A 24,746-nucleotide genomic window follows, 5' to 3' on the forward strand; every position below is an offset into this window, starting at 1 on the left:
ACCCTTCAATATTGAAGTGTTAAGCTTTAAATAGTGAAACTTAAAAATTTAACTGCGGTTAAATCTTTATTGCTCTATGTATAAAGAACGATATTACTTTGAAAAAAAATCAGTTAACAGCTGGTCTAATTCATAAACTTTTTCTGCCACGTCAGTGTCTACATTCATTACCTTTTTCTCGGCTTTCAGCGTAGCTGTTGCATAATGTAATACACACATGGATAACAAATCCTGTTTATCGCGAACCGCATAATTGTCCTGATATTCTTTTATGCGGTCATTTATTATTTTAGCTGCCCTTCTTATTACCTCTTCTTCTTCCATGTTTACCTTTAAGGGGTAAACCCTGTCAGCAATATTTATTTTTATGGAGATTTCTCCCATTTGAGCTTGATTCACTAAGTATTACTTTTTCAGCAATACAATGCACTTATCTATTTCGCGTACAAATTCGGTAATTTTTTGCTTTATGTCAAGACTTTTTTCACTCGTCCCCAATTCATTTGCGGGCATGCCCTCCAGCGAGCGCGCCAGGGTAACAACACGCAATTTTTCTTCAAGATCTTTTACCCGATTGTCTGATGACAAGTAATTTTTCTTTTGAGAGTCATTTTCCTGCTTTAATAGATCATTTTCCTCTTGTAAAGCCACGCAGAGGTCGATAAGTCGACCTGTTTTATCTACTACTTTACTGAGTTGCTCCGCGACAGTCATGAGTTTTACGTTATACGTTGTACGTTATACGTGCAAAACGCATAACCTACCGTACCAGGCTTCTTGGTTAATACTTATAAATTATTATGTATTACTTCTTACTTGCTTACTGCTTATTACTTCTAACTTATCCGTCCAGACGTATAACGTAAAACGTACAACGTATCACTTCCTTATCTCCGCCCCTACCTGCTTTTCGAAATTAAGAATTAATTTTTGCATGATCACTTCAATCTGCTTATCTGCAAGAGTTTTTTCCTCATCCTGCAGCAAAAAACTTAAAGCGTAGGATTTCTTGCCTGCAGGAAGCTTGTCGCCAACATATACGTCGAATACATTTACTTCCTTAAGCAGACCTTTCTCAGTTTTAAGTGCAATCTGCTTTAACTGATCAAATGAAACATCTTTATTTAGAAGCATCGACAGATCACGCCTTACTGATGGGTATTTTGAAACTTCTTTATAGGAGATCTTATTGTTTCTCACTGAACGGATAACAAGGTCCCAATCAAAATCAGCATGAAATACCTGCCCTGAAATGTCAAGCTTTTTTAATCTTGCTTTAGAAACAGTCCCGAATTCCACCAGGGGTTTTTCACCTTTACGATAAACTATACCAGATGAGAAATTAGCATTTGCGGTTTCATCAACAATTAGCCCGTTTATATTCAGACGCAGTATGATTTGGTCAATGGCGGATTTTAAATTATAAAATCCGGCTTCCACCGACTTCGAAGTCCAATTTTCAGTTTCCTTTGCTCCGGTAATAAATATCGAGAGCCGCTGGTTCTCCCTATAATTTTCTCCATCAAGATTATAGATCTTTCCGAATTCATATAGTTTAAGATCAGCATTTCTGCGATTCTGGTTATATGATACGGCTTCAAGTCCTGAGAATAGTAGGCTCTGGCGCATGACATCTAAATCGCTGCTTAGCGGATTCAGGATCTTTACCGCCTGTTCAGGTTGTGAAGAATAGCTCAGCTTGGTAAGCGAGTTGCCCAAAATCTCGTGGAATCCATTGGCCGAAAGCAAATCGGCTATCTGGTTCTGAAGAACCTCCTTATCTGGCTTGGCAACAAAGTTTAAAGAAGCCTTGATCTGGGTAGGAATCTCAATATTATCATAACCATGTATCCTAAGTATCTCCTCAATTACATCAACCTCACGTGTTACGTCGACCTTAAAAGCCGGAACCTGCAGTGACATTCCTTCACTCGTTTCAGCGATGATATTAATGCCCAATCCTTCTAAGGTAGTTCTGACTTCATCAGGGGAAATCTCTTTACCTATCAATCTATTTATATTCTTAAAAGAGATCTCTATCTCAAAAGGACTGGCTGGAGCAGGATAGAAATCTGAAACTTCAGAAGAAATGTATCCTCCTGTCAATTCACTGATCATGATTGCAGCTTTTTTAAGCGCTAAAACTGTCATCTCGGGATCTGTACCCCTCTCAAAGCGAAAAGAAGCATCGGTCTTTAGCCCATGACGTTTAGCAGTTTTACGGATAGAGACGGCGTTGAACCATGCACTCTCCAGAAAAATCTTGGTTGTTCCGGAACTAACCCCGGACGATATGCCGCCGAACACTCCAGCAATGCACATCGGATCGTCCCCGCTGCAGATCATCAGGTCATCAGCCGATAACTTACGCTCTGCCTCATCAAGCGTTTTAAAAGTGGTATTTTCAGGACAGGTTTTGACAATTACCTTTTTACCTTTAATGGCATCCGCATCAAAAGCATGCAAAGGCTGGCCAAGATCGTGCAGAATATAATTTGTTGCGTCGACTACATTGTTTATAGGACGAACCCCGATGGCGTTCAGTTTCTCTATGAGCCATTTGGGTGATTGATCGACTTTAATACCACTGATAGTGAGTGATGAATATCGCGGACATGCATTTATCTCTTCCACGCTCACGGGAATATTCAAAGAATTATCCTGAATGAAAAAGACTGAAAGGTCAGGCATTTTTAAAGGGATCTGAAGATAAGCAGACAGATCACGCGCCACTCCAAGATGCGAGGCTGCATCAGCACGATTGGGAGTCAAGCCAATCTCGAAAACAAAATCATCTTCAAGATTAAAATATTCCTTCGCAGACGAACCGATTTCAGCTTCGGCATCAAGAACCAGAATTCCGTCATGGTCATGGCCAAGGCCAATTTCATCTTCCGCACAAATCATTCCTTCAGAAATCTCTCCCCTAATTTTCGACTTAGTGATTTTAAAAGGTTCGCCGGTAGTTGGATAAATAGTTGTATTTGCAGTTGCTACTACGACTTTCTGACCTGCTGCAACATTATTAGCACCACAAACGATCTGGAGATATTCAACCCCGCCGACATCAACTTTAGTGACCTTTAAACGATCGGCATTGGGATGCTGGCTGCATTCCTTTACAAAGCCGATCACCAATCCTTCCAAACCACCCGGTACACCCTGAACCTTATCAAGACTCTCTACCTCCAAACCAATATTGGTCAGGATCAGAGAAAGCTCCTCTGGTGTTTTATCCGTTTGGATGTATTGCTGCAGCCACTTATACGAGATCTTCATGTTCTAATAATGATGAACGACAAAGATAGAAAGAGATGTGAGATTTGAGACGCTGAGAGCAAGATTTCCCCTGACTTACTCAATTCTCAATCTGGAGAATACGGGTAAATGATCGGATGGATATCGCTGATCCTTTGAATCAGATAGTATCCCAAATTTAAGCACCTTAAAATTCTTATTGGTAAAAATATAGTCGATCCGGTTTTTAAGGGGAGCTGTGAAGTTAAACCCATTAAACGATCCATCAGGTCCATAAGGGGGCTCCACGCTAACTTCACGGGCATCGCTAAGAAAGGTCTTTATGGTGGATACCGATTCAGTTTGAGGTGTTACATTAAGATCCCCGGTGAGGATTACAGGAAGATTACCTGCTATAATAGGAATCTGTTGTTGAAGGAGTTCTGATGACTTGTTCCTCGCAATCACTCCCATATGATCGTAATGGGTATTGAATACATAAAACTCCTGCTTCCTGATTTTATCATAAAGTCTGACCCAACTGCAAAGTCTTACGATAGCTGCATCCCATCCTTTTGAAGGCATCTCTGGTGTTTCAGATAACCAAAAATGTCCCGACAATCTTTTTACGAAGCGATCTGGATTATAATAAATTGCTACAAACTCGCCAGCCTTCTTACCATCGTCGCGGCCAACACCTTCAACTGTAAAACCGGTTGCTTTTTGCAGATAATCTACCTGATCACTTAAACCCTCCTGTATACAGAGTATGTCTGTATCATAAAATTTTACAAGTGATTTAATCCATTCTTTGCGATTTGGCCATGCGTTAATACTGTCGCCCGGATTATTATACCGGATATTATATGACAGGATATTTAAAGAACCATAAGGATTTTGCTGAGCATTTAAACCGGAATAGAGAAGTGTAAGTGTAAATAAGAAAAGTAATTTTTTCATGTGAGATGGTTAATTTAGTATGCCTTCGTCCGCGAAACTCAAAAAGCCCTGGTCAGTAATTATCAAGTGGTCCAGCACAGGAAGATCTAAAAACTGACCTGCAGACCTTAGTTTCTTCGTTAATTCAATATCAGAATGACTTGGCTTCAAATTTCCGGACGGATGATTGTGGGCTAAGATAATGGAAGATGCGTGATTTTCAAGTGCTATATTAAAAATGATCTTGGGGTCTGCAATGGTGCCGGCCTGGCCTCCTTTGCTTATCAGGTGCTTTGAAGTGACCCGGTTCGCTCTATTCATCAAAAGGATCCAGAATTCCTCATGATTCAAATCTTTGAACTGCGAAGCTATTAATTCGTAAACATCTATACTGGTACTTATCTGTACGAGTTCAGCCGATACGAGCTCCTTTCTACGCCTTCCCAACTCTAAAGCAGCAATAATACTGATGGCTTTTGCCACACCAATACCCTTGAACTTTGATAGTTCAGATATGCTAAGCCTTGCTAATTGATTTAGATCCTTCTGGCATGCGTAAAGTATTCGCTTGCATAATTCTACTGCACTCTCTGCTCTGCTTCCCGATCCAATGAGTATGGCGAGCAGTTCTGCATCGCTCAGACTTCTTCTTCCCTGGAGACTAAGTTTCTCGCGAGGGCGATCTTCTTCAGCCCATCGTTTGATGGTAATTTTTTCATCATATACCTGCATAAAATAAATGTAGGCAGAATCATAGGAAAATAAATAAGGGGTACCGATATGCTCGGAACCCCTTATTTAAAGGTAATTATTTAAGCTATTATTTTAAACCGTTAACAAACTTGGTAAGTTTTGATTTATTATTGGAAGCTTTATTCTTATGGATGATGTTCTTTTTAGCCAAACGATCAAGCATCGAGATCACCTTACTCAAAAGCGGAGCTGCTTCTGTTTTATCTGTTGTAGTACGTAATCTTTTGATAGCACTTCTTGTAGTTTTAGCCTGGTAGCGATTACGTAAACGCTTAGCTGCGTTTGATCTTATTCTTTTTATCGATGATTTATGATTTGCCATTTGTTAAGCTTGTTTTTTCCGTCCTTCTTTTAAGGACTGCAAATATATGCTGATTTATTTAAAATACAAAGCTAAAGTTAAAAAAAACCAGCTATGAATTTTGCGCCATATCGCTAATCAAAACACTCATTTTGGATTTTGCAACCATTAACTAATCAATGTGTGCTTTTAACTTAAAAGGGGTGCAAAGCTAATTAATTTTGGGCTATGCGCCATATTAGCCTTTTTCTTACCTTACTCCTGCCATTCCTAATAAATTTTACATGGGGATTCTTCGCCCATCAACATATCAACAGGCTTGCTGTATATACTCTTCCTACCCCTATGATACGGTTTTACAAGAATAACATCCTCTTTGTAACAGAACACGCCGTTGATCCCGACAAACGCCGTTATGCGGATACTGCTGAGGCCTCCAGGCATTTTATAGATGCGGACCGTTATGGCAATGCTCCTTTTGATAGCATCCCTCAAAAGTGGAAAGATGCACTAAAAAAATACGGTGATCGGGTTCTACACGATAATGGAATAGTTCCCTGGCAAATAGAACGGACTTATCATTCATTGACCAATGCGTTCAAAACGCGCGATTCTTTGCAGATTCTCAAATTGTCCGCAGATCTGGGTCATTATATTTCGGATGCTCATGTTCCATTACATACCACAGAAAATTATAACGGACAATTGACGGGTCAGATTGGGATTCATGGTTTTTGGGAAAGCCGGCTTCCTGAATTATTCCATAAAGAGTATGATTTTTTAGTGGGCCGGGCCAGGTATATCGCGGATCCGTTGAAAGAAGCATGGGCTATAGTAAAAAAGGCTCAAAGTCAGAAAGATTCTGTTTTGCTGATAGAAGCACGTTTAAGTAGAGTTTTTCCATATCAAAAATTCACTTTTAGTCAACGAAACGGACGGGTAGAACGGCAATATTCCGAATCTTATTCCAGAGCATATCATGATAGAATGAATGGAATGGTTGAAGAGCAAATGCGATCCTCTATTCTCCAGACTGGAAGTTACTGGTATTCTGCATGGATTGATGCAGGGCAACCCAATCTCAAAGAACTTATAAAAATTGAGCCGGATGATCAGGAAAAGTTGAATCAGGAAAAGGAAAGGCAGTCATTTGAAAAAGGCAGCATAATCGGACGAACGGAAAATTAAATCTCTTGCTGATTCATAGTCCGCCGCGCCTTGACTGCTGCAAAAATAGCCGGTAGAATTGTCAGGATTATGATTACCAACATAACATATGTAAAGTTGTCTTTGATAATTGGTATATTTCCAAAGATGAAGCCAATACCTAAAAAGCTAACGATCCAGAATATTCCGCCCACGACGTTATAATAAGTGAATTGGCCAAAATTCATTTTACCAACGCCTGCTACAAACGGTGCTACTGTTCTAAAAATTGGCATAAATCGGCTAATAATTAACATGCTGCCGCCTTTTTTATCAAAATAGTCCTGAGTTTTATTATAATAATCAACCTTGAGAATTCGGTTTTCGGGCTTGAACACTTTTGGTCCGAAATAATTTCCCAGAAAATAGTTTACCGTATTTCCAAATATGGCTGCAGCAATTAATAGCAAACCCATTATATAGATATCAAGACCTGTATCTCCTTTTGCAATTAGAGCTCCGACAGCAAACAGTAAAGAATCACCGGGAAGGAAAGGGGTCACTACGAAACCTGTTTCTGCGAAGATCACCAGAAAGATAATAAGATAAGTCCAGGTGCGGTAATCGCTAACTATTTTAACAAGATATTTATCGATATGCAGAATAAAATCAAGGATTTCAGATATAAGTTCCAATGGTTAGTTCTAAATTGATTAGTATAAAAGGATTTTGGGGAACTATTGTTTTGCAGGGACTTTACGTCTCTCGCGAATCAGTTCGATAATTGGAGGCAGAATGGAGAGTACTATTATTCCAAAAATTACATACGTGAAATTATCCTTGATAACAGGCAGTCCGCCAAAGAAGTATCCGATAAAAAGAAACGATACTACCCATAAAACACCGCCTACAATATTATAAGAAGCAAAGCGGGAGTAACTCATTGTGCCTATGCCGGCTACAAAAGGCGCAAACGTTCTCACTATCGGAATAAATCGCGCGTAAATGATCGTTTTTCCACCATGCTTAATATAAAATTGCTGCGTTTTTTCCAGATATTCCGTCTTAAGCCACTTGTATTTACCACTAAAGGCTTTAGGGCCTATATAGTTTCCGATGTGATAGTTAACCAGGTCGCCTAATATAGCGGCCCCAATAAGCAGAGCACACATCAGGAAAATGTTAAGTCCGCTTTCAGGTTTGGCGATAATTGCTCCTGCAGCGAACAACAGGGAGTCGCCTGGCAAGAATGGAGTTACAACAAAGCCGGTCTCGGCAAAAATGATCAAAAATAGAATGAGGTACGTCCAGGTTTGGTATTCCTGTACTATTTCAATTAAATGCTTGTCGATATGGAGAATAAAATCGAGCAGCTGCTGTATAAGTTCCAAAAGTATGATTTTCCACAAAAATAGAAAACTCAGAGTAAAAGACCTGAGTTTTCTGTTTTATTGCAAATAAATTATATTAAACCAGCTTACGGTTTATGCACAGCAAACTTATCAGGCATATGTATTTAACATAACCGGCATTACTAGCATAAGCACATCTTCCTGGTCATCGTGTGTTTGTGGCATTAATAATCCTGCACGGTTAGGGGTGCTCATTTCCAAAAGTACTTCTTCTCCACCGAGATTATTGAGCATCTCAATAAGGAATTTTGCATTAAATCCAATTTCCATATCCTCCCCTTCATACTGGCAGGAAAGTCGCTCGTGTGCTTCGTTCGCGAAATCAATATCTTCTGATGATATATTCAGCTCGCTGCCACTTATTTTAAGTCGTACCTGGTGAGTAGTTTTATTAGCGAAGATAACGACCCGTCTTAGGCAGTTTAGAAAGAGTGAGCGATCAATAACCAGTTTGTTGGGATTGTCTTTTGGTATAACCGCTTCATAATCCGGATACCGTTCGTCGATCAGGCGGCAAATTAAATTTATATTACCAAATCTAAAAAATGCGCTTGTGTTGTTATATTCAACTGCAACGTGAACATTATCTGAAGGGAGGGACGATTTAAGTAACGTCAATGCCTTTTTAGGCAAGATGAAAGTCGTTGCCGAATCAGATTTTGTGTCAAGCCTGCGATATCTTACCAATTTATGTGCGTCGGTAGCTACAAATGTTATGTGCTCGGGGCTTAATTGACAATAAACGCCTGTCATTGCCGGACGAAGTTCATCGCTGCTTACAGCAAAAAGGGTTTTATTAATAGCTTCAGCAAGTACTGATGCAGGCATTGATACGGAAGAGCCATTCTCAACTACAGGTATTTTGGGAAAATCTTCGCCATTCTCACCACTCAGCTTGTATTTCCCGTCGCCGGCGCTTATTTCAATTGAAAAGGTTTTGTCATCTACTGAAAACGAGATTGGCTGATCGGGTAAAGTTTTTAAAGTTTCCAGTAGAATTTTAGAAGGAATAGCAACTTTTCCATCTTCTTTTGATTCTACAGCCAATGAAGTAGTCATACTGGTTTGGAGGTCAGTAGCAGAAACTGTTAATATTCCATTCTTAATCTCAAATAGAAAATTTTCGAGAATTGGCAGAACTGTACTGCTGCTGGACGCGCCGTTAACTGCAAGCAGTTGTTTTAATAATGTAGATGTAGAAACTATAAATCTCATATTCAAAAATATCTGAAAAACAATAATGATAAAGCTTTTCGGTTTTCCTAATAAGCCATTTAACGATAATAATCAGGTAATTTATTAATAATCTCCGTAAAAATATACAATTTAACGAGCATACTTCCCAATACGGAAGTAATGTTGAAAAATACCACAGGCTATCAACATTATTAGAGGCAAACCCAAATTAATCGCTTGCCATAAGGTTTTTTCGCTTCTTATTTTTGCTTTATCCAAGAGGCGCAGTTTGATTTCTTTATTCCTCAATCCTATTATCCCTGAATCATCCATCAGATAATCTGCTGCGTTGAGAAGTAAGCTCTTATTTGCATACTGTTCTTGTGTGTATCGATCGAAACCTAGCGGGTAATGGGAACCATCTGAGACGTTAACCTGGTTCTTAAAAACGTCGCCATCGGCTATTACAATCATTTTCCCTGGTTTGCTTTTTTCAGGTAAAACTGATGGAGCAGTAATCCCTGACGGAATTGGTCTGTTCCTAAAAACAGACGGAAACTCTCCTTCCAAAAGTACTCCGGCTGCTTTTACAGTACCCTGGAATAGCTTTCGATCTGGTTCTTGTTCTACCATCTGAAGAGAGAGCATCGTCGGTACGTCAAATTTCCGGTTATATGGAGATGAGGATAAAATCACTTCTCCTACGACACCATCAACCTTGATAAGGTCGATAGTTGAAGGAAATTCAGAACGGATTCCGTCCAGATTTTTAACTAATGGATGGCTCGAAACAGGAATAAATACTGGGTAGAACAGCCATGGTAAAAGCTGGATCTGCGGCTGCCCTGCCACATCACCAGTGTTTAACGGGATACGAGAACTGTTTAAATCCGCAATGAGGTCGTAATTTACTCTGGCGCCATATCGGAAAAGCATATCATCCAGATTTAGCTTCTTTGGGAATGCCAAGTGCTCCACCACCCCGCGTAAACTATCCAACTCTGCATTCACCTGATCAATCGCCCACAAGATCCGTCCTCCGTTCATAACAAAATAATCGATCTTATATTTCTCACCTTCAGAAAATTCCTTCTCGGGTTTTGCGATAACAAGCAGTTTTAATTTATCCAACCCATCGAAAGTAATAGTAGCAAGATCAACACGTCCAACTTCTGACCAGTCTGCAAGTGAATTCATTGCATCGTTCAACTGTAAATCAGTCAGTTCCCCATGCCCTTCGGTAAATCCTATACGTTGCCGCCCGCCTGTTGTGGCCCGTTTTATAGTACTTGAAAAGGCATATTCCAAATTCTGAATCGAATTATTTAATACCTGCTGAGGGTCTACGCCGTTCTGTGTCTGTAATAATTTTACTGGAATCTGAATACCCTTATAAGTTACTAGTGCGGCAGGAAAGATAATCTTTTGAGAATTTCCGTTTTCTGTTGTGACATTCAAATTGGTGGGTTCAATGCCTTTTTCCATAAGCATCTGATAGTTTTCCTGCTGGGTTTGTTCATTACCCGCCATAGGATTTACAAAGTCGAAGTCCAGTCTGTTACTGGAATATGCTTCAAAATCACTCAGTATATCAAAAGTTGAGCTTCTTAATCTCTTGAATCCAGCCGGAAAATCATCACCTTCAAGATAAACAGTAACCTGAACTCTATCATCCAGATTATTGAGTATGTTCCTGGTCACTGGCGAAAGTGTATACTTCTTCTCGCTTGTAAAATCAAAGCGCGTGAAGAAATGACTCGAAAGAATATTCACAGCGAATATCACCGCTAAAAATGTGATAATATATATCAGGTCCTTTTTACGCTGTCCTACCATTTCCTGGCCCCCAACATAGTTTTGGTCAACAAAAGAAATGAAAAGCAAAAGCTCAAAAAGTATGTCAGGTCCCGGGTATCCAATACTCCCCTGCTGATAGACTGATAGTGTTGATTAATACCTAATCCGCTTAGATAACTGCTGAATTTTTGGAGAGAATCAAGTTGGCTGAACGAATCGAAGCCGCTAAAAAACAGAAAGCATAAAAAAACTGCTAGTGTAAATGCAATGATTTGATTTTTCCCAAAGGATGAAGCGAAAAGGCCCAAACTTACAAATGCCGAACCCAATAAAACCAAACCAATATATGACCCGATTACAGCTCCTGTATCCACATTACCCTTTACGACCCCCAACTGGTAAACTGTGAAGTAATAGATCAGTGTTGGGAATAGAGTAAGAACAACAATGACAAGGGCAGCACCAAATTTCCCAAAAACAATATCCCAATCTGTTAATGGTCTGGTTGCCAAAAGCTCAAATGTTCCATCTTTTTGCTCTTCCGCAAGGGAACGCATAGTAATCGCCGGAATGAGAAACATGAAAATGAACGGAGCTATATTAAAAAAACTTTCTAAACCGGCATAGCCATATTCGAGAATACTAGATTCGGGGAAAACCCAAAGAAATAGTCCGGTGACAATTAGAAAAGCGGCTATAGTAATATATGCCACCAGAGAGCTAAAAAAACCTGATATTTCCTTAAATAATATAGCCAGCACCTTATTCTATCTCTAAATTAGATTTTGCTCTGCTCATCCCGCTTTCATTAGTTAAGCTTATAAATATCTCTTCTAAACTCTTCCCGGGATTTTCCTTTTTCAATTCCCCAAGTTCCTTGTCGGCAACTATTTTTCCTTTGCTGATGATGATAACCCGGTCGCAAACTGCCTCAACTTCCTGCATTATATGCGTTGAAATTATAACCGTTTTAGTTTTTCCTAAATCGCGGATCAGGCTCCTGATACCTACCACCTGATTAGGATCCAATCCCGAAGTTGGTTCATCCAAAATCAAAACTTTAGGATCGGGTAAAATAGCCTGGGCTAAACCAACACGCTGCCGGTAACCTTTTGATAAGGCACCGATCTTTTTGAATTGCTCTTCTTTAAGACCTGTAAGATCGATGACCTCTTTGATCCGAGCCTGTTTATTTTGTATCCTGTGGATATCGCATATAAATGCAAGAGCCTCCCTGACGTACATTTCCAGGTATAGGGGATTATGCTCCGGGAGATACCCGACAATCTTCCTCACTTCAATGGATGCTTCATTTACATCAAAACCGCAAACTTTTACATTGCCTGATGTTTGAGGAATAAAACCGGTAAGGATTTTCATCGTGGTCGACTTTCCTGCTCCATTAGGACCCAAAAATCCCAGGATTTTTCCGGGATAAGCTTCAAAAGAAATCTCATTTACAGCCCTTTGCTGTCCATAATCCTTACTGAGATTAGTTACTGAAATGCTCATGGTTCAAAGTTAGTATTTGAATGGAGAATTGAGAGTGGAGAATAGAGTTAATTTGAATTGCAGTATTATCTTTGTCCCGTTATGAGCAAAAACAACGACGAACTTTTTAAAAATGTTATATCTCACTCAAAGGAATATGGTTTCGTATTCCCTTCGAGTGAAATTTATGATGGCTTAAGTGCGGTTTATGATTACGGGCAACTTGGGGCTGAACTAAAGAACAACATCAAAACTTATTGGTGGAAAAGTATGGTTCAGTTAAATGAAAATATTGTTGGTCTTGATTCGGCCATTTTCATGCACCCTAAAATATGGAAAGCAAGCGGCCATGTCGACGGCTTTGCAGATCCAATGATCGACAACAAAGATTCAAAGAAGAGGTATCGCGCGGATAATCTAATTGAGGATAAGATTACCCGTTATGAAAAAGATGGCAAAAATGAAAAGGCAAATAAGCTGCAGGCTGATATGGATACAGCCTTGTCAGCTGATGACCTTCCGGCTTTAAAGCGACTTATCGAAGAGCATGAAATTGCTTGCCCGGTTTCAGGCACACGGAACTGGACGGAAGTACGCCAGTTCAACCTTATGTTTTCAACCCAAATGGGCGCTATGGCCGAAGATTCTGATCAGGTTTACCTGAGGCCAGAAACGGCACAAGGTATTTTCGTTAATTTTTTAAACGTCCAGAAATCGGGCAGGATGCGAATTCCCTTTGGGATTGCACAAATTGGGAAGGCATTTAGAAATGAAGTAATCGCCCGTCAGTTTATCATGAGGATGAGGGAGTTTGAACAGATGGAAATGCAGTTTTTTGTGAAGCCCGGAACAGAAATGGAATGGTATAAACATTGGAAAGAGTCCAGGCTCAAATGGCATCTCGCAATAGGTACTGCTCCGGAAAAATACCGCTTCCATGATCATGTGAAACTCGCCCATTATGCCAATGCTGCAGTGGATATTGAATTTAATTTTCCCTTTGGATTCAAAGAAGTTGAGGGCATACATAGCCGCACGGACTTCGACCTGAGCCAGCACGAAAAGTTTTCAGGCAAAAAACTTCAATATTTTGACACAGTGGAGAACAAGAACTATGTTCCCTATGTTATCGAAACTTCGATAGGTTTGGATCGTATGTTCTTGTTGACTTTATGTAACGCCTATGAAGAACAGGACCTGAGTACAGAAGAAAAACAGGATTCACGTACCGTATTACATCTACATCCTTGCCTGGCTCCCGTGAAAGCTGCTATTCTGCCCCTTACAAAGAAGGACGGCTTGCCCGAAAAAGCGCGCGAAATCATGGAGGCCTTAAAGCTGGACTTCAATTTGCAATATGATGAAAAGGACTCGATTGGTAAGCGTTATAGAAGGCAGGATGCAATTGGAACTCCATTTTGTATCACCATTGATCATCAAACCCTTGAAGACGGGTCCGTGACAATCAGACATCGGGATAATATGGTTCAGGAACGGGTTGGGTCGGAAAAACTTGAACAAATAATTGGAGACCTCGTAAGCTGGAAAAATTTGCTGAAATAGCAATTGTTCCAATTATCAACCTGTGCCGGATCATCAATCATTTTTAATTAAAACATTCTAATTCGTAAAATGTAATATTAAATGAATGTGGGTATTAATTGCCCTTGACTGAGAATCCATTCTGCTTAATCCAGACATAATCTGTTTCAGAAATTAAGGCGAAAATGAAGATAGCAATCACTGGTGCAAATGGATTTGTTGGCGCGGCACTCTGCAGATATTTTTATAAAAGAGGCCATGAGATTATTGCTATCGGAAATCAGGAGAAGCCCAATCAAAATCTGCTGAAGATTGCCCAATACATCCCCGCTGATATTACTGGCACAATGGATTTAATAGAAGCAGATGTTTGTATTCATGCAGCGGCACTGGCATCTGATACTGATAATTACAAAAATTTAATTCTGAGCAATGTAGAAGGGACACTTAATGTGGTTGAAGCTGCAAAAAATTGTCGACTATTCATTCATATCTCTTCCTCCTCAGTGTACCAGTTCAAAACTCTCCCGGTCAAGGAAGATGAAGCCTGTATTCAATCCGATCTGAGCGATTACGGAGAAACGAAACTTCTCGCTGAGGATATCGTAGAATTGGAAATCCCTGTTCATCAGAAAAGACTTATTCTTCGTCCCAGAGCAATTTATGGTGTTGGTGACCGAGTGCTTCTGCCGCGTTTGCTCAGCCTGGTTAAGGGTAAGTTTCTTTTATGTCCGTTCAAAAGCAATACGCAAGGTTCGCTAACACATGTTGACAATGTTGGTTATGCAATTGAACTGTATATGGAACAAAAAAACCAGCCAAAACTGCAAATCTTCAATATTACTGATGAAAAGCCCTACCTACTTCGAGAACTGGCTTTGGAGTGCATATCCGCTGTAGAAAAAAGAAAATTAGTTCCCCTGTCCTTACCGGAATCTCTGATGAAGGCTTTTCTTTTTTTGAATCCACGAAGTAGAATAGGTGATATGATCAGCAAACCAGTTTTAAAATCCATCGGGAGCAATTCGATCCTGGATATTTCCAGAATAAAAGAGGAATTGAAATATCGTCCACCAAAAAATTTCCACAACTCATGTGAAGATATTGCTGTATGGGTACACAGCTTCGGAAGCTCGAAAAAATATTTGAAAAGGCTCTCAGATGCCCCCTGGAGCATAAATACATAGGTTCAGTTTATACTCTTCTGTGACAATTAGCAGAGCTAAACTTCGTATATTTGGCTATATCAAAACAGAAAATTATAGTAAATCCATACTCAAACTCATTGCAACTTTTAATAAACTATTACGTTTAATAAACAATAATTGAGGAACTTTATGAGGAAACATACCATCTGGGCGATTGGATCACTTTTGCTTATCAGTACACTACCTACCATTAGCTGGGTTTCAGCAAAAAAATCACAATTGCAGTTTTTTGATTCACCTACAGAGCCGGTACTCGAAGAGATTGCTTACAGTTATTCAAATACGCAGTTGTTTGATCAATATGTAGATTCTACTTTTGAAAAAGCCGAACTGGCTGCCAGCGGATTAGATGTGGCAGTTTTCAGGAAGGCATTGGTAGGTTATTATAACCTTAAAAAAACTAACCTGGTTTCCCCGGAACGCCAAATATTAACAATTATAGATTTTAATCGCAAAAGTTCCCAAAAGAGACTTTGGATAGTCGATCTTGCGAGCAACAAACTATTATTTAATACCTTGGTTGCACATGGTCAGGGAAGTGGTGGTGATATGGCCACCAATTTTTCGAATACTGAGAATTCTCATCAGAGCAGTCTTGGTTTTTATATAACAAGTGAAACATATTTTGGAAAACATGGTTTTTCAATGAAACTTGAAGGTATGGATAAGGGATTCAATACGAATGCCAGAGATCGTGCTGTCGTAGTTCATGGAGCTGAATACGTAAGCCAATCGTTCATTGATAGAACTGGACGGCTAGGTAGAAGTCACGGTTGCCCAGCACTTCCTGTAGAATTGACTAACAAGATCATCAATACTATTAAAGGTCAAACATTATTATTTATCGATGGTCCGGCGACTAATTATACTTCCAACTACCTTGATCAGGAAATTGCAGTTTCTAATTTCCTTACTTCAGGAAATACAGTACCGGCTAGCATCTAATAAGAATTAATAATAGTTAAAAGGGAGAACTGGTAATTCAGTTCTCCCTTTTACTTTTATATCTTTGCATAGGTTTATGCAAAAACTTGAAAAATTCCTAACGCTTTACCCTGAAAAGGCATTTTTTATTTTACTCCTCTTTGCCCTGCCCGCTTTCTTCACTAATCTGGGACTTCTGCCGCTATTTGCTGATGAGCCAACAAGGGCTAATGTAGCTCTTGAAATGATTCTTTCCGGAAACTATGCTGTACCCACTATTGGGGGTGAATATTATTACAATAAACCGCCACTCTATAACTGGATTCTGGCTGCATTTTATCAATTAACAGGTAGCTATTCAGAATTTGTTACTCGTTTACCTGCAATCATTCCGATGTTCTTGTTTGCTATAACTATTTTTTACTCCATAAGTTATTTCATAAAAGACAGACAGGTAGCCCTAATTAGCGCGATGCTTTTCCTCCTTAACGGAAGGATGCTGATATATGATTCAATGCTGGGACATATTGACATCTTTTATTCCTGGCTTACGTTCGGATCTTTCATGCTGATCTTTTACTTTTATAAGAGAGAGAAATGGTTTTGGCTTTTTTTTATCTCTTACTTAATTACTGCACTAACGTTTTTATGCAAGGGACTTCCATCACTTGTTTTTCAAGGACTTACTTTAATTGCCCTGCTTGGCTACACCCAAAATTTACTTAAATTATTGAGCTGGCAGCATATCCTTAGCGGGATTTTGTGCGTACTGATTATAGGCGCGTATTTCCTTAACTATTATCAATTCAATCCAAATCTTGAAGGGTATCTGAGCACGATATGGAATCAAAGCAGTAAGAGGACAGCCGCAGAATTTGGACTTGTGCCAACGATTCTCCACATGATTTCTTTTCCCTTTGAACACATAGGTCACCTATTCCCAGCGAGTATACTTTTACTTTTTTGCTTTCATAAGGATTTTATTCCCGGGATTAAAAATAACCCATTTCTTAAGTATGTTGCTATTATATTTCTTGCGAATATCTGGGTTTATTGGTTATCACCACAAACGCGGCCACGGTATTTGCTAATGCTGTACCCCTTACTCTTTATCCTATGGAGCCATGCCTATTCTATTTATAGAGATAGGCTGCCCAAAATCAATAAAGTATTTGGAAATATTCTTTTGGTGCTGTCCATTCTTGTAACTTTTGCTGTCCCTGGAGCTTTGCTTTTTGATCTTTCAATTTATGTACCTTACCTGGAGCTAAAAGCTATTGTTGTCTTTCTGACCTGCATTCTATTTACCTGGCTCATCTATCGCTTCCAAACTCACAAACTTCTCGGGTTTATGGGCTTACTATTAGCGGTAAGGCTGGCTTTCAGTTTTTTCGTATTGCCTCATCGCGCTCATCACAAAATCGAAAATAAATACAAGGATGCTGCAATTGAAATGGGCTCGATCAGCAAGGGAAAGTCGTTTTACTTTTATCAATATCATCCTGACGAAGCAAATATCCCTTTCCACGACAGGCTGATTTTCTATATCGAGCGCACTCGTATGCAGAAGGTGAAATTCACGGAGGATAAGACTAAGCCAGGTTATTATTTTACCTTTGACAGGGATTTGAATGACCCGGATGCACTTTTGATAAAGAATTATCAGAACTTAAAACTTTACGAAGTAAAATGAGAGAACTCTCGGTTGTGATTACTGTTTTAAATGAACGTGATAATATAGAGCCGCTTTTGGCGGAGATCCGGAAAGCTTTAAATAACATCGACTACGAAGTAATCTTCGTGGATGATGGGTCCTCTGACGGCACTCAAAAAAAGATTCGTGAATATGCTGACGAACGGAACAGCCTTGTAGAACTTCGTAAAAACTACGGTCAGAGCACAGCGATGACAGCTGGCATCGACCATGCCAGTGGGAAATATATTGCCCTGATTGACGGCGACTTGCAGAACGACCCGTCTGATATCCCTTTCATGCTTCAGAAGTTAAAGGATGAAGATTGGGATGTGGTTGCTGGTAACAGAGTTAAACGGCAGGATGGAATGTTTTTGAGAAAGGTGCCATCTAAAATCGCGAACGCTATTATCCGGAGAATGACTGGCGTTTACATTAAAGATTATGGATGCACTTTGAAAGTATTTAAGCGGGAGATAGCCGAAGATCTCGGTATTTACGGCGAGCTTCACCGGTTCATTCCGGTTTTAGCCAAACTTCAGGGCGCAAGCATTACTCAGGTTGACGTGAAACATCACGCCCGGATACACGGTACTTCAAAATATGGATTAGGCCGGACGTTTAAGGTAATGGCAGACCTGATAACAATGGTGTTTTTCAGAAAATATATCCAAAAACCCATGCACCTCTTTGGAACCTTAGGGTTTATTTCACTAGGTCTGGGCCTTATGATAAATATTTACCTGCTCATACTTAAGATTATGGGCCAGGATATTTGGGGTAAACCGATCCTGATCCTGGGCCTTATTTTCTTAATTGCTGGGATACAATTGATCACTTTTGGAATATTAGCCGAAATAAACGTTCGGACATATTTCGAAGGAACTAATAGAAAAACTTACCAGGTTAGACGAATCTTTAATGGACAAAACGAAAAGCTGGAAAATAGTTAAGCTTCTTTTAAAAATTTCAATTACTGGGTTATCTTTGTATCTGGTATCCAGGAAAGTTGAAGTTAAAGACTTAAAAGATGCATTCAGTGAATCGAATCCACTTTATCTTTTCTTTGCCTTAATTGCATTTGTGATATCCCAGATCATCTCCGCATCACGGCTTAATACCTTTTTCAAAGGGATTGGCTTAGATATCTCACCTGTATATAATTTCAAAATTTACCTTCTTGGAATGTTTTATAACCTGTTTCTTCCGGGCGGCATTGGGGGTGATGGATACAAAATCTTTCTGTTGAGAAAGAAGTTTTCGATTAAAGGCCGAAGGCTTTTCCAGGCGATATTCTTTGATCGTTTGAGCGGACTTTGGGCATTGGGGCTCATCATCTCAATGCTTGTTATATTCATCCCTTATTTAGGGATACCAAACTGGATTCCGATTGCAACAGTGCTTGCCGGAAGTATAGCATATTATGTGATCATGCGGCACTATTTCCAGGATTATAGTCACAATTTTATCATTACTCATTTTAAGGCGCTCCTTGTGCAGTCGATGCAGATCGTATCGGTGATAATTTTGTTGTACGCCTTAAATCACGAAGGGAAATTTGCTCCTTACCTTTTTATGTTCCTGATATCGTCATTGGTTGCAATCTTCCCATTTACCGTAGGCGGTTTGGGGGCCAGAGAACTAGTCTTTGTTTATGGTGCTCAATTTTTTCAAATAGATCAGCAACTGGCGGTTATAATAAGCCTTTTGTTCTATTGTATCTCCGCTATCCTATCTCTCAGCGGCATTTACTTCGTGTTTTATCCAAAGCAACTTGATGAGAAAAAAATTGAGCTGCCGTAATTAGTATCGGTGATAAGTATTCGTTGATAAGTATGAGTATTCCAACGTAATTTAGTTATCCTGAGTTTTAAGATACCAGGAATAGAAATTATCCAGGCCCGTTTTCAGATCTGTTGAGGGATGGTATTTGAGAAGTTTTTGTGCTTTATGTATATCAGCATACGTTTGGGGCACATCTCCCGGCTGTTCGGGCAGACGGTCAATAGTTGCTTTTCTACCGCAAGACTCTTCTATAGCGAGAATCAACTGGCTAAGGGTGACGGTTCGGTGGTTACCTAAATTAATTATCTCAAAATTTGAAGATTCATAAGAAATGGCAGCCTCGATGCCTTTTACGGTGTCTCCAACGTAGGTATAGTCCCTGCTAGTAGAACCATCTCCAAAAACGGGGATAGGTTGACCATTAATAATTGATTTGAAGAATTTATGAACAGCCAGATCTGGCCTTTGACCCGGCCCGTACACTGTGAAAAAACGCAAGGCTAGAAATCGAATTCCATATATATAACTATAAACGTGTCCCAGCATCTCGCATGAGAGCTTGGTTGATGCATACGGACTGATGGGCATTAGCTTATCCTCTTCCGACCAGGGGACATGTTCATTAATTCCGTATACACTGCTGGAGGACGCGAAAACAAACTGAATAATTCCCCTTCTTCTGGCAAACTCAAGCAAATTCTGAGTACCTCCCACATTCACTTCCTGATATAGGATGGGATTTTTAATACTGGGTCTAACGCCAGCCTTAGCTGCCAGATGTACGATCACATCAATATCATCCAGAGCATCAAGATCAGCCTGGTTCCTGATATCTCCTTCATAAAAACGGAAGTTCTTGTCGTTGGCAAACTCGCTTATATTTTTTTCTTTTTCGGTGCGCGAATAAAAGGCATCGAAGTTATCAAAACCTATAACAATATTGCGGTCATCTTGTAATAAACTGCGGATGAGATTACTTCCGATAAAACCAGCTGCACCAGTAATAAAAATTCGCTTTTTCATAGTAACAAAGTCTCAAAAATACAAAATTATCCATGCTATCCGGGCAAAAAAAGGCCTGGTCAAAAAACCAGAGGACAAATAAATTCTTAACTTTATATCATCTATCTCTGCAAAAAGACACTATGGCGAGTTTCAATGATTTTAATAATCCACAGGTGAAAAAGCTACCAAACCACCTGCGGCAATTTATTGTCGAACAGCACTATGAGCACTATACACCTGTTGATCATGCTGTCTGGCGCTATGTTATGCGCCAGAATTATAGCTATCTCAAGGACATTGCTTACTATCCCTATATACCCGGTTTGGAAGCTGCAGGCTTAACCATCGAAAAAATTCCGGATTTGCAGGAGATGAACGACGCCCTGAAAAAAATAGGCTGGGGAGCCGTAACTGTAGACGGGTTTATTCCGCCCTCCGCTTTCATGGAGTATCAGTCATATAGGGTTCTTGTTATTGCTGCTGATATCCGTCAACTACATCATATTGAATATACTCCTGCTCCGGATATAATACACGAATCGGCAGGACATGCCCCAATTATCGCCGACAAAGATTATCATGAATATTTAAGTTATTTTGGATCAATTGGCGCAAAAGCAATGTTTTCGTCCAAAGACTTTGAACTTTACGAAGCTATCCGTGAACTTTCAATACTCAAAGAGATGCATGATGCAGATCCCACCCTTCTGAGGAAAGCTGAAAAAAAAGTTAATTTCTGCCAGAAAAATCTTGGTGAACCTTCTGAAATGGCTTTATTAAGTCGTCTGCATTGGTGGACCGTGGAATATGGACTAATCGGAACATTGGAAAAGCCGAAAATTTATGGCGCCGGACTGCTTTCTTCCATTGGAGAAAGTACCAGCTGTATGGATTCCGGGATCACAAAATACTGGTATACACTAGGCGCCATTAATTACCCTTTCGACATAACAAAAACACAACCTCAGCTCTTTGTAACATCTGATTTTCAGAACCTGATAAATGTTTTAGAACAGTTTGCAGATACCATGGCTTTTCGGCGGGGCGGATCTGAAAGCGTTCTAAAAGCAGTTGAATGTAAAAATATCTGCACTGCTGTTTATAGTTCAGGCCTCCAGGTAAGCGGAACTTTTACGGATATGAAAATGGACCGTGACGATGTACTCCAATTTATCAAAACTACCGGCGAGAGCGCGTTATCTTTCAAAGGCAAACAACTTAAGGGGCATGGCAAAGAATACCATTCTCACGGCTATTCATCACCTGTTGGTCTCTTAAGTAAGCTCAATTACCCACTTGAAAGAGCGTCGGACGATGCTCTTGTTGCCTTGGGCATAATACCAGATAGAGCAGCCACCCTTAACTTTAGAAGCGGCCTCACAGTTTCGGGAAAGGTTAAATCAGTAGAAAAAAGGGATGGAATGATTATCCTAATCAGTTTCTGCGATTGTACTGTAACAGATGATCAGGAAAATGTACTGTTCGAACCTTCATGGGGGATGTTCGACATGGCGGTCGGAGATAAAATAATATCTGTGTACTGCGGAGCTGCAGATAAAGATTCATTTGAAAAGATTGCACCTGTTTCTAAAACTGCTACTTATCATGCGGAATACAGCCTTGAGAAGAAAAAATACCACGAACTTTTTCGAACGGTCCGATATTGCAGGGAAAACCATTCTTCGCACGATCAATTATTAAGTGTATGGGAAAGCATTCGGAAGAATTTCCGTGAAGATTGGCTATGTTCTATTGAAATACTGGAGATACTGGATCATGAGAATATCTACCCCGAAATGACACGTGAAATAAGGATTTACCTGGAAATGAAAGCTGCCAACGAGCCTGAACTCAACAAGTTGATCCATGATGGTTTTTACCTGATTAAAAATCCGGTAACACAGCTAACAAACTGACCAATGAATATTGTAATAACAGGCGCAAGCAGTGGGGTTGGATTTGAGTCAGTGCTCGAACTGACGGGACTCGGCTCACATAAAGTCGTTGCATTGGCGAGATCGGAAGACAAACTCAGGAAATTACAGGAACTGGCACTTGCATTGAATCCGGAGTGTTTTCTTTATTGCGCCAAGTTCGACATAGTTCACGATGATTATGAAACTAGACTGGTGCCTTTTATAAAAGAAAGGATTGGTACTGTAGATGTTCTTATCAATAATGCGGGATCTTTAATTAGTAAACCCTTTATGGAAATCTCTCAGCTCGATTTTGCCGAGATGCTGCAGAATAACCTTCTCGGTCATGTCAAAATGATTCAGAATATTGTTCCGCTGATGTCCCGCAAGAGCCATATTGTGAATATCGGGAGCATGGGAGCATTTCAGGGGAGCGAAAAATTTCCGGGTCTTGCCGCGTACTCGTCAAGTAAGGCTTCCTTACACATATTAACTGAATGCCTGGCCGTTGAACTTGCGGACCGGGAAATCAGTGTTAATTGTCTCGCACTCGGGTCTGCTCAAACAGAAATGCTCGAGAAAGCTTTCCCAGATTATCAGTCTCCAGTTATGGCTTTTGAAATGGGGAAGTACATTGCTGATTTTGCACTTACAGGCCATAAGTTCTTTAACGGGAAAATCATACCCGTCGCACATAATACTCCTTAACCTATGAAAATCTTCAAATCTTTGATCCCGGCGCTATCTCTTATAGCTTCCTGTCAAAGTGAACCAACCCAAACAGCTTCTTCTATTGAGAAAGCAGAAAATATGGATCATGAAAAAACCTTGGTGCTCCCGTGGAATGCCCAGATAAACGACAGTACTCATAGATTTGAGATAAAACGGGAGCCCGCAGCGAATATGACTAATTTACAGCCTGAAGATATTGTAGACGCAATAAATTTAAAGTATCCTGAAATCAAATTGATATGGGTAAAACTAGAAGGCACTAAAGCTTATGTCAGTATAGTTGACGCTACTTACCTAACCCAACGAGCTGGAAGTGACGGTGCTCAGGCTTACCTGGCTGAAGCTACCTATTCTCTAACCGAACTTGAGGGTATTGTCGAAGTAGAGTTTAGTTTTAAAGAAGGAGACCACGCCCGTCCGGGTATTTATAAAAGATCTAATTTTAAGTTTTAGGATAAACCTTGTTGGTTGGTTGATTGTTGGTTGTGGGTTGTTGTTGTTGTTCGTTGTTCCCCGACTGGTTCGGATCTCCTCATTGGCGCGGGGATTCCGCCGCTGCGCCTATCGGGACATTAACTTTGCATTTTTAACCCAATTTCATCTCTATTGAAACAAGGACAGGAGGATTCCCCTGCCCTTACATCTAAATCTACTCCTACTTTTTGCCCAGCATGAGTAACTCATTCACCACTATTTCGGTGAAATACTTTTTTACACCCTCCTTATCTGTGTAAGATCGACTTGTCAATTTGCCTTCAACACTGACTTCAGAACCTTTGTGAAGATACTTTTCGGCAACTGTGGCGAGTCCATCCCACATAACCAGGTTATGCCATTGCGTTTCCTCCACCTTTTCACCTTTATCGTTTTTATACGAATCATTTGTTGCGATAGCCACTTTTGCAAGTTTTTTTTTCTCACCAAGTGTTTTTACTTCCGGTTCGGTACCCAAAAATCCCATAAGGCGAACGCTGTTTCTTAAATTACTCATTGCTTTAATATTTAAATAATTCTTAAAGAACACTGACCGGCCTTCGGGCAGCGACACAACAAAGATGCTATGGGCAACAAAACTTAACCGGAGAATAAACGGATATACACGCTTATATCCGTTTTTAAACACTTAATACTAAATTCAGCACACATTTCTTGATTATATGGAACGCGAATGTTTAGACTGTGGCTCAGCCCTACGCGGCAGAGCCGATAAAAAATTTTGCGACGATCAATGCCGAAGCAATTTCAACAATCAATTAAAAGCTGGCCCTGATTCCGCACTTCGGCCGGTGAATGCCATACTTAGGAAGAACCATTCCATCCTTACCAAACTCTGCATCGGGACTAAAATTAAACTGAAAAAAGATGACCTGCTGCGTTGCGGCTTTGACCTGACCTACCATACCCATCTTTATCAGACCGAAAGCGGGAATACCTATTTTTTCTGTTATGAATATGGTTACCTCAAACTGGAAAATGAGATGTTTCTAATAGTCAGGCAGAAGGAGAAAGTATGAGAGGTTTAAACAAAGTATCGCTAATTGGTAATTTGGGCAAAGATCCGGGTATACAATATGTGGAAGGAAATGTAGCCGTGGTCAAAATTCGTTAGCAACCACAGAAATCTTTAAAGATAAAACAGGTGGAACACACAGCCAAACCGAGTGGCATTCTGTGGTGCTTTGGCGAGGC

Annotated in this window: 25 protein-coding genes; 11 read left to right on the plus strand and 14 right to left on the minus strand. The window is 40.0% G+C overall.

Annotation, left to right across the window (positions count from 1 at the left end; translation table 11 throughout):
* Positions 1-93: 93 nt before the first annotated feature.
* The 6 genes from ACLL8Z_RS00770 to rpsT form a co-directional block, all read right to left on the minus strand.
* The gene (locus ACLL8Z_RS00770; protein ID WP_079700608.1) at positions 94-384 is read right to left on the minus strand and encodes a cell division protein ZapA; all 291 of its coding nucleotides are present in this window, start codon (positions 382-384) and stop codon (positions 94-96) included.
* Positions 385-405: 21 nt separating this feature from the next.
* On the minus strand, positions 406-714 hold the full coding sequence (locus ACLL8Z_RS00775) for a hypothetical protein (RefSeq protein WP_411272835.1): 309 nt from the start codon (positions 712-714) through the stop codon (positions 406-408).
* 165 nt (positions 715-879) lie between these two features.
* Positions 880-3,279 carry a phenylalanine--tRNA ligase subunit beta gene (gene pheT / locus ACLL8Z_RS00780; protein ID WP_411272836.1) on the minus strand — a complete coding sequence of 800 codons (2,400 nt, stop codon included), beginning with the start codon at positions 3,277-3,279 and terminating at the stop codon, positions 880-882.
* A gap of 75 nt (positions 3,280-3,354) precedes the next feature.
* Positions 3,355-4,197 (minus strand): endonuclease/exonuclease/phosphatase family protein, encoded by an 843-nt coding sequence (locus ACLL8Z_RS00785; RefSeq protein ID WP_411272837.1) that lies wholly within the window; start codon positions 4,195-4,197, stop codon positions 3,355-3,357.
* A 9-nt stretch (positions 4,198-4,206) separates the two neighbouring features.
* The gene (gene radC / locus ACLL8Z_RS00790; protein WP_411272838.1) at positions 4,207-4,908 is read right to left on the minus strand and encodes a RadC family protein; all 702 of its coding nucleotides are present in this window, start codon (positions 4,906-4,908) and stop codon (positions 4,207-4,209) included.
* Positions 4,909-4,996: 88 nt separating this feature from the next.
* Positions 4,997-5,251: a 30S ribosomal protein S20 gene (gene rpsT, locus ACLL8Z_RS00795; RefSeq protein ID WP_411272839.1), complete on the minus strand. Its 255-nt coding sequence runs from the start codon at positions 5,249-5,251 to the stop codon at positions 4,997-4,999.
* A gap of 207 nt (positions 5,252-5,458) precedes the next feature.
* Here rpsT and ACLL8Z_RS00800 point away from each other — a divergent pair, with 207 nt between their 5' ends.
* Positions 5,459-6,418 carry a zinc dependent phospholipase C family protein gene (locus ACLL8Z_RS00800; protein WP_411272840.1) on the plus strand — a complete coding sequence of 320 codons (960 nt, stop codon included), beginning with the start codon at positions 5,459-5,461 and terminating at the stop codon, positions 6,416-6,418.
* Here the strand turns inward: ACLL8Z_RS00800 and ACLL8Z_RS00805 are convergent.
* From ACLL8Z_RS00805 to ACLL8Z_RS00830, 6 genes are all read right to left on the minus strand, one after another.
* Positions 6,415-7,071, minus strand: coding sequence for a DedA family protein (locus ACLL8Z_RS00805; protein WP_411272841.1), 657 nt, complete (start codon positions 7,069-7,071; stop codon positions 6,415-6,417). The two genes, ACLL8Z_RS00800 and ACLL8Z_RS00805, sit on opposite strands and share 4 nt — an antisense overlap.
* Positions 7,072-7,113: 42 nt before the next feature.
* Entirely contained in the window at positions 7,114-7,767 is a 654-nt protein-coding gene (locus tag ACLL8Z_RS00810; RefSeq protein ID WP_411272842.1) for a DedA family protein, read from the minus strand.
* Between the two features lie 111 nt (positions 7,768-7,878).
* The gene (dnaN, locus tag ACLL8Z_RS00815; protein WP_411272843.1) at positions 7,879-9,003 is read right to left on the minus strand and encodes a DNA polymerase III subunit beta; all 1,125 of its coding nucleotides are present in this window, start codon (positions 9,001-9,003) and stop codon (positions 7,879-7,881) included.
* 111 nt (positions 9,004-9,114) lie between these two features.
* Positions 9,115-10,848: a gliding motility-associated ABC transporter substrate-binding protein GldG gene (gene gldG / locus ACLL8Z_RS00820; RefSeq protein ID WP_411272844.1), complete on the minus strand. Its 1,734-nt coding sequence runs from the start codon at positions 10,846-10,848 to the stop codon at positions 9,115-9,117.
* Positions 10,794-11,522: a gliding motility-associated ABC transporter permease subunit GldF gene (gene gldF, locus ACLL8Z_RS00825; protein WP_411272845.1), complete on the minus strand. Its 729-nt coding sequence runs from the start codon at positions 11,520-11,522 to the stop codon at positions 10,794-10,796. The genes gldG and gldF overlap by 55 nt, the downstream gene beginning before the upstream one ends.
* A gap of 1 nt (position 11,523) precedes the next feature.
* Entirely contained in the window at positions 11,524-12,273 is a 750-nt protein-coding gene (locus ACLL8Z_RS00830; protein WP_411272846.1) for an ATP-binding cassette domain-containing protein, read from the minus strand.
* Between the two features lie 81 nt (positions 12,274-12,354).
* Here ACLL8Z_RS00830 and ACLL8Z_RS00835 point away from each other — a divergent pair, with 81 nt between their 5' ends.
* From ACLL8Z_RS00835 to ACLL8Z_RS00860, 6 genes are all read left to right on the plus strand, one after another.
* The gene (locus ACLL8Z_RS00835; RefSeq protein WP_411272847.1) at positions 12,355-13,815 is read left to right on the plus strand and encodes a glycine--tRNA ligase; all 1,461 of its coding nucleotides are present in this window, start codon (positions 12,355-12,357) and stop codon (positions 13,813-13,815) included.
* A 164-nt stretch (positions 13,816-13,979) separates the two neighbouring features.
* Positions 13,980-14,981 (plus strand): NAD-dependent epimerase/dehydratase family protein, encoded by a 1,002-nt coding sequence (locus ACLL8Z_RS00840; RefSeq protein WP_411272848.1) that lies wholly within the window; start codon positions 13,980-13,982, stop codon positions 14,979-14,981.
* 150 nt (positions 14,982-15,131) lie between these two features.
* Positions 15,132-15,947 carry a murein L,D-transpeptidase catalytic domain family protein gene (locus ACLL8Z_RS00845; protein WP_411272849.1) on the plus strand — a complete coding sequence of 272 codons (816 nt, stop codon included), beginning with the start codon at positions 15,132-15,134 and terminating at the stop codon, positions 15,945-15,947.
* A gap of 76 nt (positions 15,948-16,023) precedes the next feature.
* Positions 16,024-17,619, plus strand: a complete 1,596-nt coding sequence (locus ACLL8Z_RS00850; RefSeq protein WP_411272850.1) for an ArnT family glycosyltransferase — start codon at positions 16,024-16,026, stop codon at positions 17,617-17,619.
* Complete coding sequence (locus ACLL8Z_RS00855) at positions 17,616-18,572, plus strand: glycosyltransferase family 2 protein (protein WP_411272851.1); 957 nt, start codon at positions 17,616-17,618, stop codon at positions 18,570-18,572. The genes ACLL8Z_RS00850 and ACLL8Z_RS00855 overlap by 4 nt, the downstream gene beginning before the upstream one ends.
* Positions 18,541-19,422 carry a lysylphosphatidylglycerol synthase transmembrane domain-containing protein gene (locus ACLL8Z_RS00860; RefSeq protein ID WP_411272852.1) on the plus strand — a complete coding sequence of 294 codons (882 nt, stop codon included), beginning with the start codon at positions 18,541-18,543 and terminating at the stop codon, positions 19,420-19,422. The genes ACLL8Z_RS00855 and ACLL8Z_RS00860 overlap by 32 nt, the downstream gene beginning before the upstream one ends.
* A gap of 51 nt (positions 19,423-19,473) precedes the next feature.
* On the opposite strand, the gene ACLL8Z_RS00865 is transcribed toward ACLL8Z_RS00860, so the two are convergent.
* Positions 19,474-20,427 (minus strand): GDP-mannose 4,6-dehydratase, encoded by a 954-nt coding sequence (locus tag ACLL8Z_RS00865; protein ID WP_411272853.1) that lies wholly within the window; start codon positions 20,425-20,427, stop codon positions 19,474-19,476.
* Positions 20,428-20,582: 155 nt separating this feature from the next.
* Here ACLL8Z_RS00865 and ACLL8Z_RS00870 point away from each other — a divergent pair, with 155 nt between their 5' ends.
* Genes ACLL8Z_RS00870 through ACLL8Z_RS00880 form a run of 3 tightly spaced genes read left to right on the plus strand, consistent with a single transcriptional unit; the run spans position 20,583 to position 23,510 of the window.
* A complete protein-coding gene (locus ACLL8Z_RS00870; protein ID WP_411272854.1) occupies positions 20,583-22,325 on the plus strand; it encodes an aromatic amino acid hydroxylase in 1,743 nt (580 codons plus the stop codon).
* A 3-nt stretch (positions 22,326-22,328) separates the two neighbouring features.
* Positions 22,329-23,033: an SDR family oxidoreductase gene (locus ACLL8Z_RS00875; RefSeq protein WP_411272855.1), complete on the plus strand. Its 705-nt coding sequence runs from the start codon at positions 22,329-22,331 to the stop codon at positions 23,031-23,033.
* Positions 23,034-23,036: 3 nt separating this feature from the next.
* Complete coding sequence (locus tag ACLL8Z_RS00880; protein ID WP_411272856.1) at positions 23,037-23,510, plus strand: hypothetical protein; 474 nt, start codon at positions 23,037-23,039, stop codon at positions 23,508-23,510.
* A 202-nt stretch (positions 23,511-23,712) separates the two neighbouring features.
* Here ACLL8Z_RS00880 and ACLL8Z_RS00885 read toward each other — a convergent pair whose 3' ends face one another.
* A complete protein-coding gene (locus tag ACLL8Z_RS00885) occupies positions 23,713-24,048 on the minus strand; it encodes a single-stranded DNA-binding protein (RefSeq protein WP_411272857.1) in 336 nt (111 codons plus the stop codon).
* Positions 24,049-24,214: 166 nt separating this feature from the next.
* Between ACLL8Z_RS00885 and ACLL8Z_RS00890 the strand changes: the two genes are divergently transcribed.
* Positions 24,215-24,571, plus strand: coding sequence for a hypothetical protein (locus ACLL8Z_RS00890; protein ID WP_411272858.1), 357 nt, complete (start codon positions 24,215-24,217; stop codon positions 24,569-24,571).
* Positions 24,572-24,746 lie beyond the last annotated feature (175 nt).

This window comes from Daejeonella sp. (assembly GCF_046590655.1).
Classification (GTDB): domain Bacteria; phylum Bacteroidota; class Bacteroidia; order Sphingobacteriales; family Sphingobacteriaceae; genus Daejeonella.

Bases quoted from the DNA above. Each gene is read 5' to 3' on its own strand.
- ACLL8Z_RS00845 (WP_411272849.1), top strand. From the start codon at position 15,132: ATGAGGAAACATACCATCTGGGCGATTGGATCACTTTTGCTTATCAGT.
- ACLL8Z_RS00880 (WP_411272856.1), top strand. From the start codon at position 23,037: ATGAAAATCTTCAAATCTTTGATCCCGGCGCTATCTCTTATAGCTTCC.
- ACLL8Z_RS00800 (WP_411272840.1), top strand. From the start codon at position 5,459: ATGCGCCATATTAGCCTTTTTCTTACCTTACTCCTGCCATTCCTAATA.
- ACLL8Z_RS00865 (WP_411272853.1), bottom strand. From the start codon at position 20,427: ATGAAAAAGCGAATTTTTATTACTGGTGCAGCTGGTTTTATCGGAAGT.
- ACLL8Z_RS00885 (WP_411272857.1), bottom strand. From the start codon at position 24,048: ATGAGTAATTTAAGAAACAGCGTTCGCCTTATGGGATTTTTGGGTACC.
- ACLL8Z_RS00890 (WP_411272858.1), top strand. From the start codon at position 24,215: ATGGAACGCGAATGTTTAGACTGTGGCTCAGCCCTACGCGGCAGAGCC.
- rpsT (WP_411272839.1), bottom strand. From the start codon at position 5,251: ATGGCAAATCATAAATCATCGATAAAAAGAATAAGATCAAACGCAGCT.
- ACLL8Z_RS00775 (WP_411272835.1), bottom strand. From the start codon at position 714: ATGACTGTCGCGGAGCAACTCAGTAAAGTAGTAGATAAAACAGGTCGA.
- ACLL8Z_RS00840 (WP_411272848.1), top strand. From the start codon at position 13,980: ATGAAGATAGCAATCACTGGTGCAAATGGATTTGTTGGCGCGGCACTC.
- ACLL8Z_RS00855 (WP_411272851.1), top strand. From the start codon at position 17,616: ATGAGAGAACTCTCGGTTGTGATTACTGTTTTAAATGAACGTGATAAT.
- ACLL8Z_RS00875 (WP_411272855.1), top strand. From the start codon at position 22,329: ATGAATATTGTAATAACAGGCGCAAGCAGTGGGGTTGGATTTGAGTCA.
- pheT (WP_411272836.1), bottom strand. From the start codon at position 3,279: ATGAAGATCTCGTATAAGTGGCTGCAGCAATACATCCAAACGGATAAA.
- ACLL8Z_RS00835 (WP_411272847.1), top strand. From the start codon at position 12,355: ATGAGCAAAAACAACGACGAACTTTTTAAAAATGTTATATCTCACTCA.
- ACLL8Z_RS00770 (WP_079700608.1), bottom strand. From the start codon at position 384: ATGGGAGAAATCTCCATAAAAATAAATATTGCTGACAGGGTTTACCCC.
- ACLL8Z_RS00830 (WP_411272846.1), bottom strand. From the start codon at position 12,273: ATGAGCATTTCAGTAACTAATCTCAGTAAGGATTATGGACAGCAAAGG.
- radC (WP_411272838.1), bottom strand. From the start codon at position 4,908: ATGCAGGTATATGATGAAAAAATTACCATCAAACGATGGGCTGAAGAA.
- ACLL8Z_RS00785 (WP_411272837.1), bottom strand. From the start codon at position 4,197: ATGAAAAAATTACTTTTCTTATTTACACTTACACTTCTCTATTCCGGT.
- ACLL8Z_RS00850 (WP_411272850.1), top strand. From the start codon at position 16,024: ATGCAAAAACTTGAAAAATTCCTAACGCTTTACCCTGAAAAGGCATTT.
- ACLL8Z_RS00860 (WP_411272852.1), top strand. From the start codon at position 18,541: ATGGACAAAACGAAAAGCTGGAAAATAGTTAAGCTTCTTTTAAAAATT.
- dnaN (WP_411272843.1), bottom strand. From the start codon at position 9,003: ATGAGATTTATAGTTTCTACATCTACATTATTAAAACAACTGCTTGCA.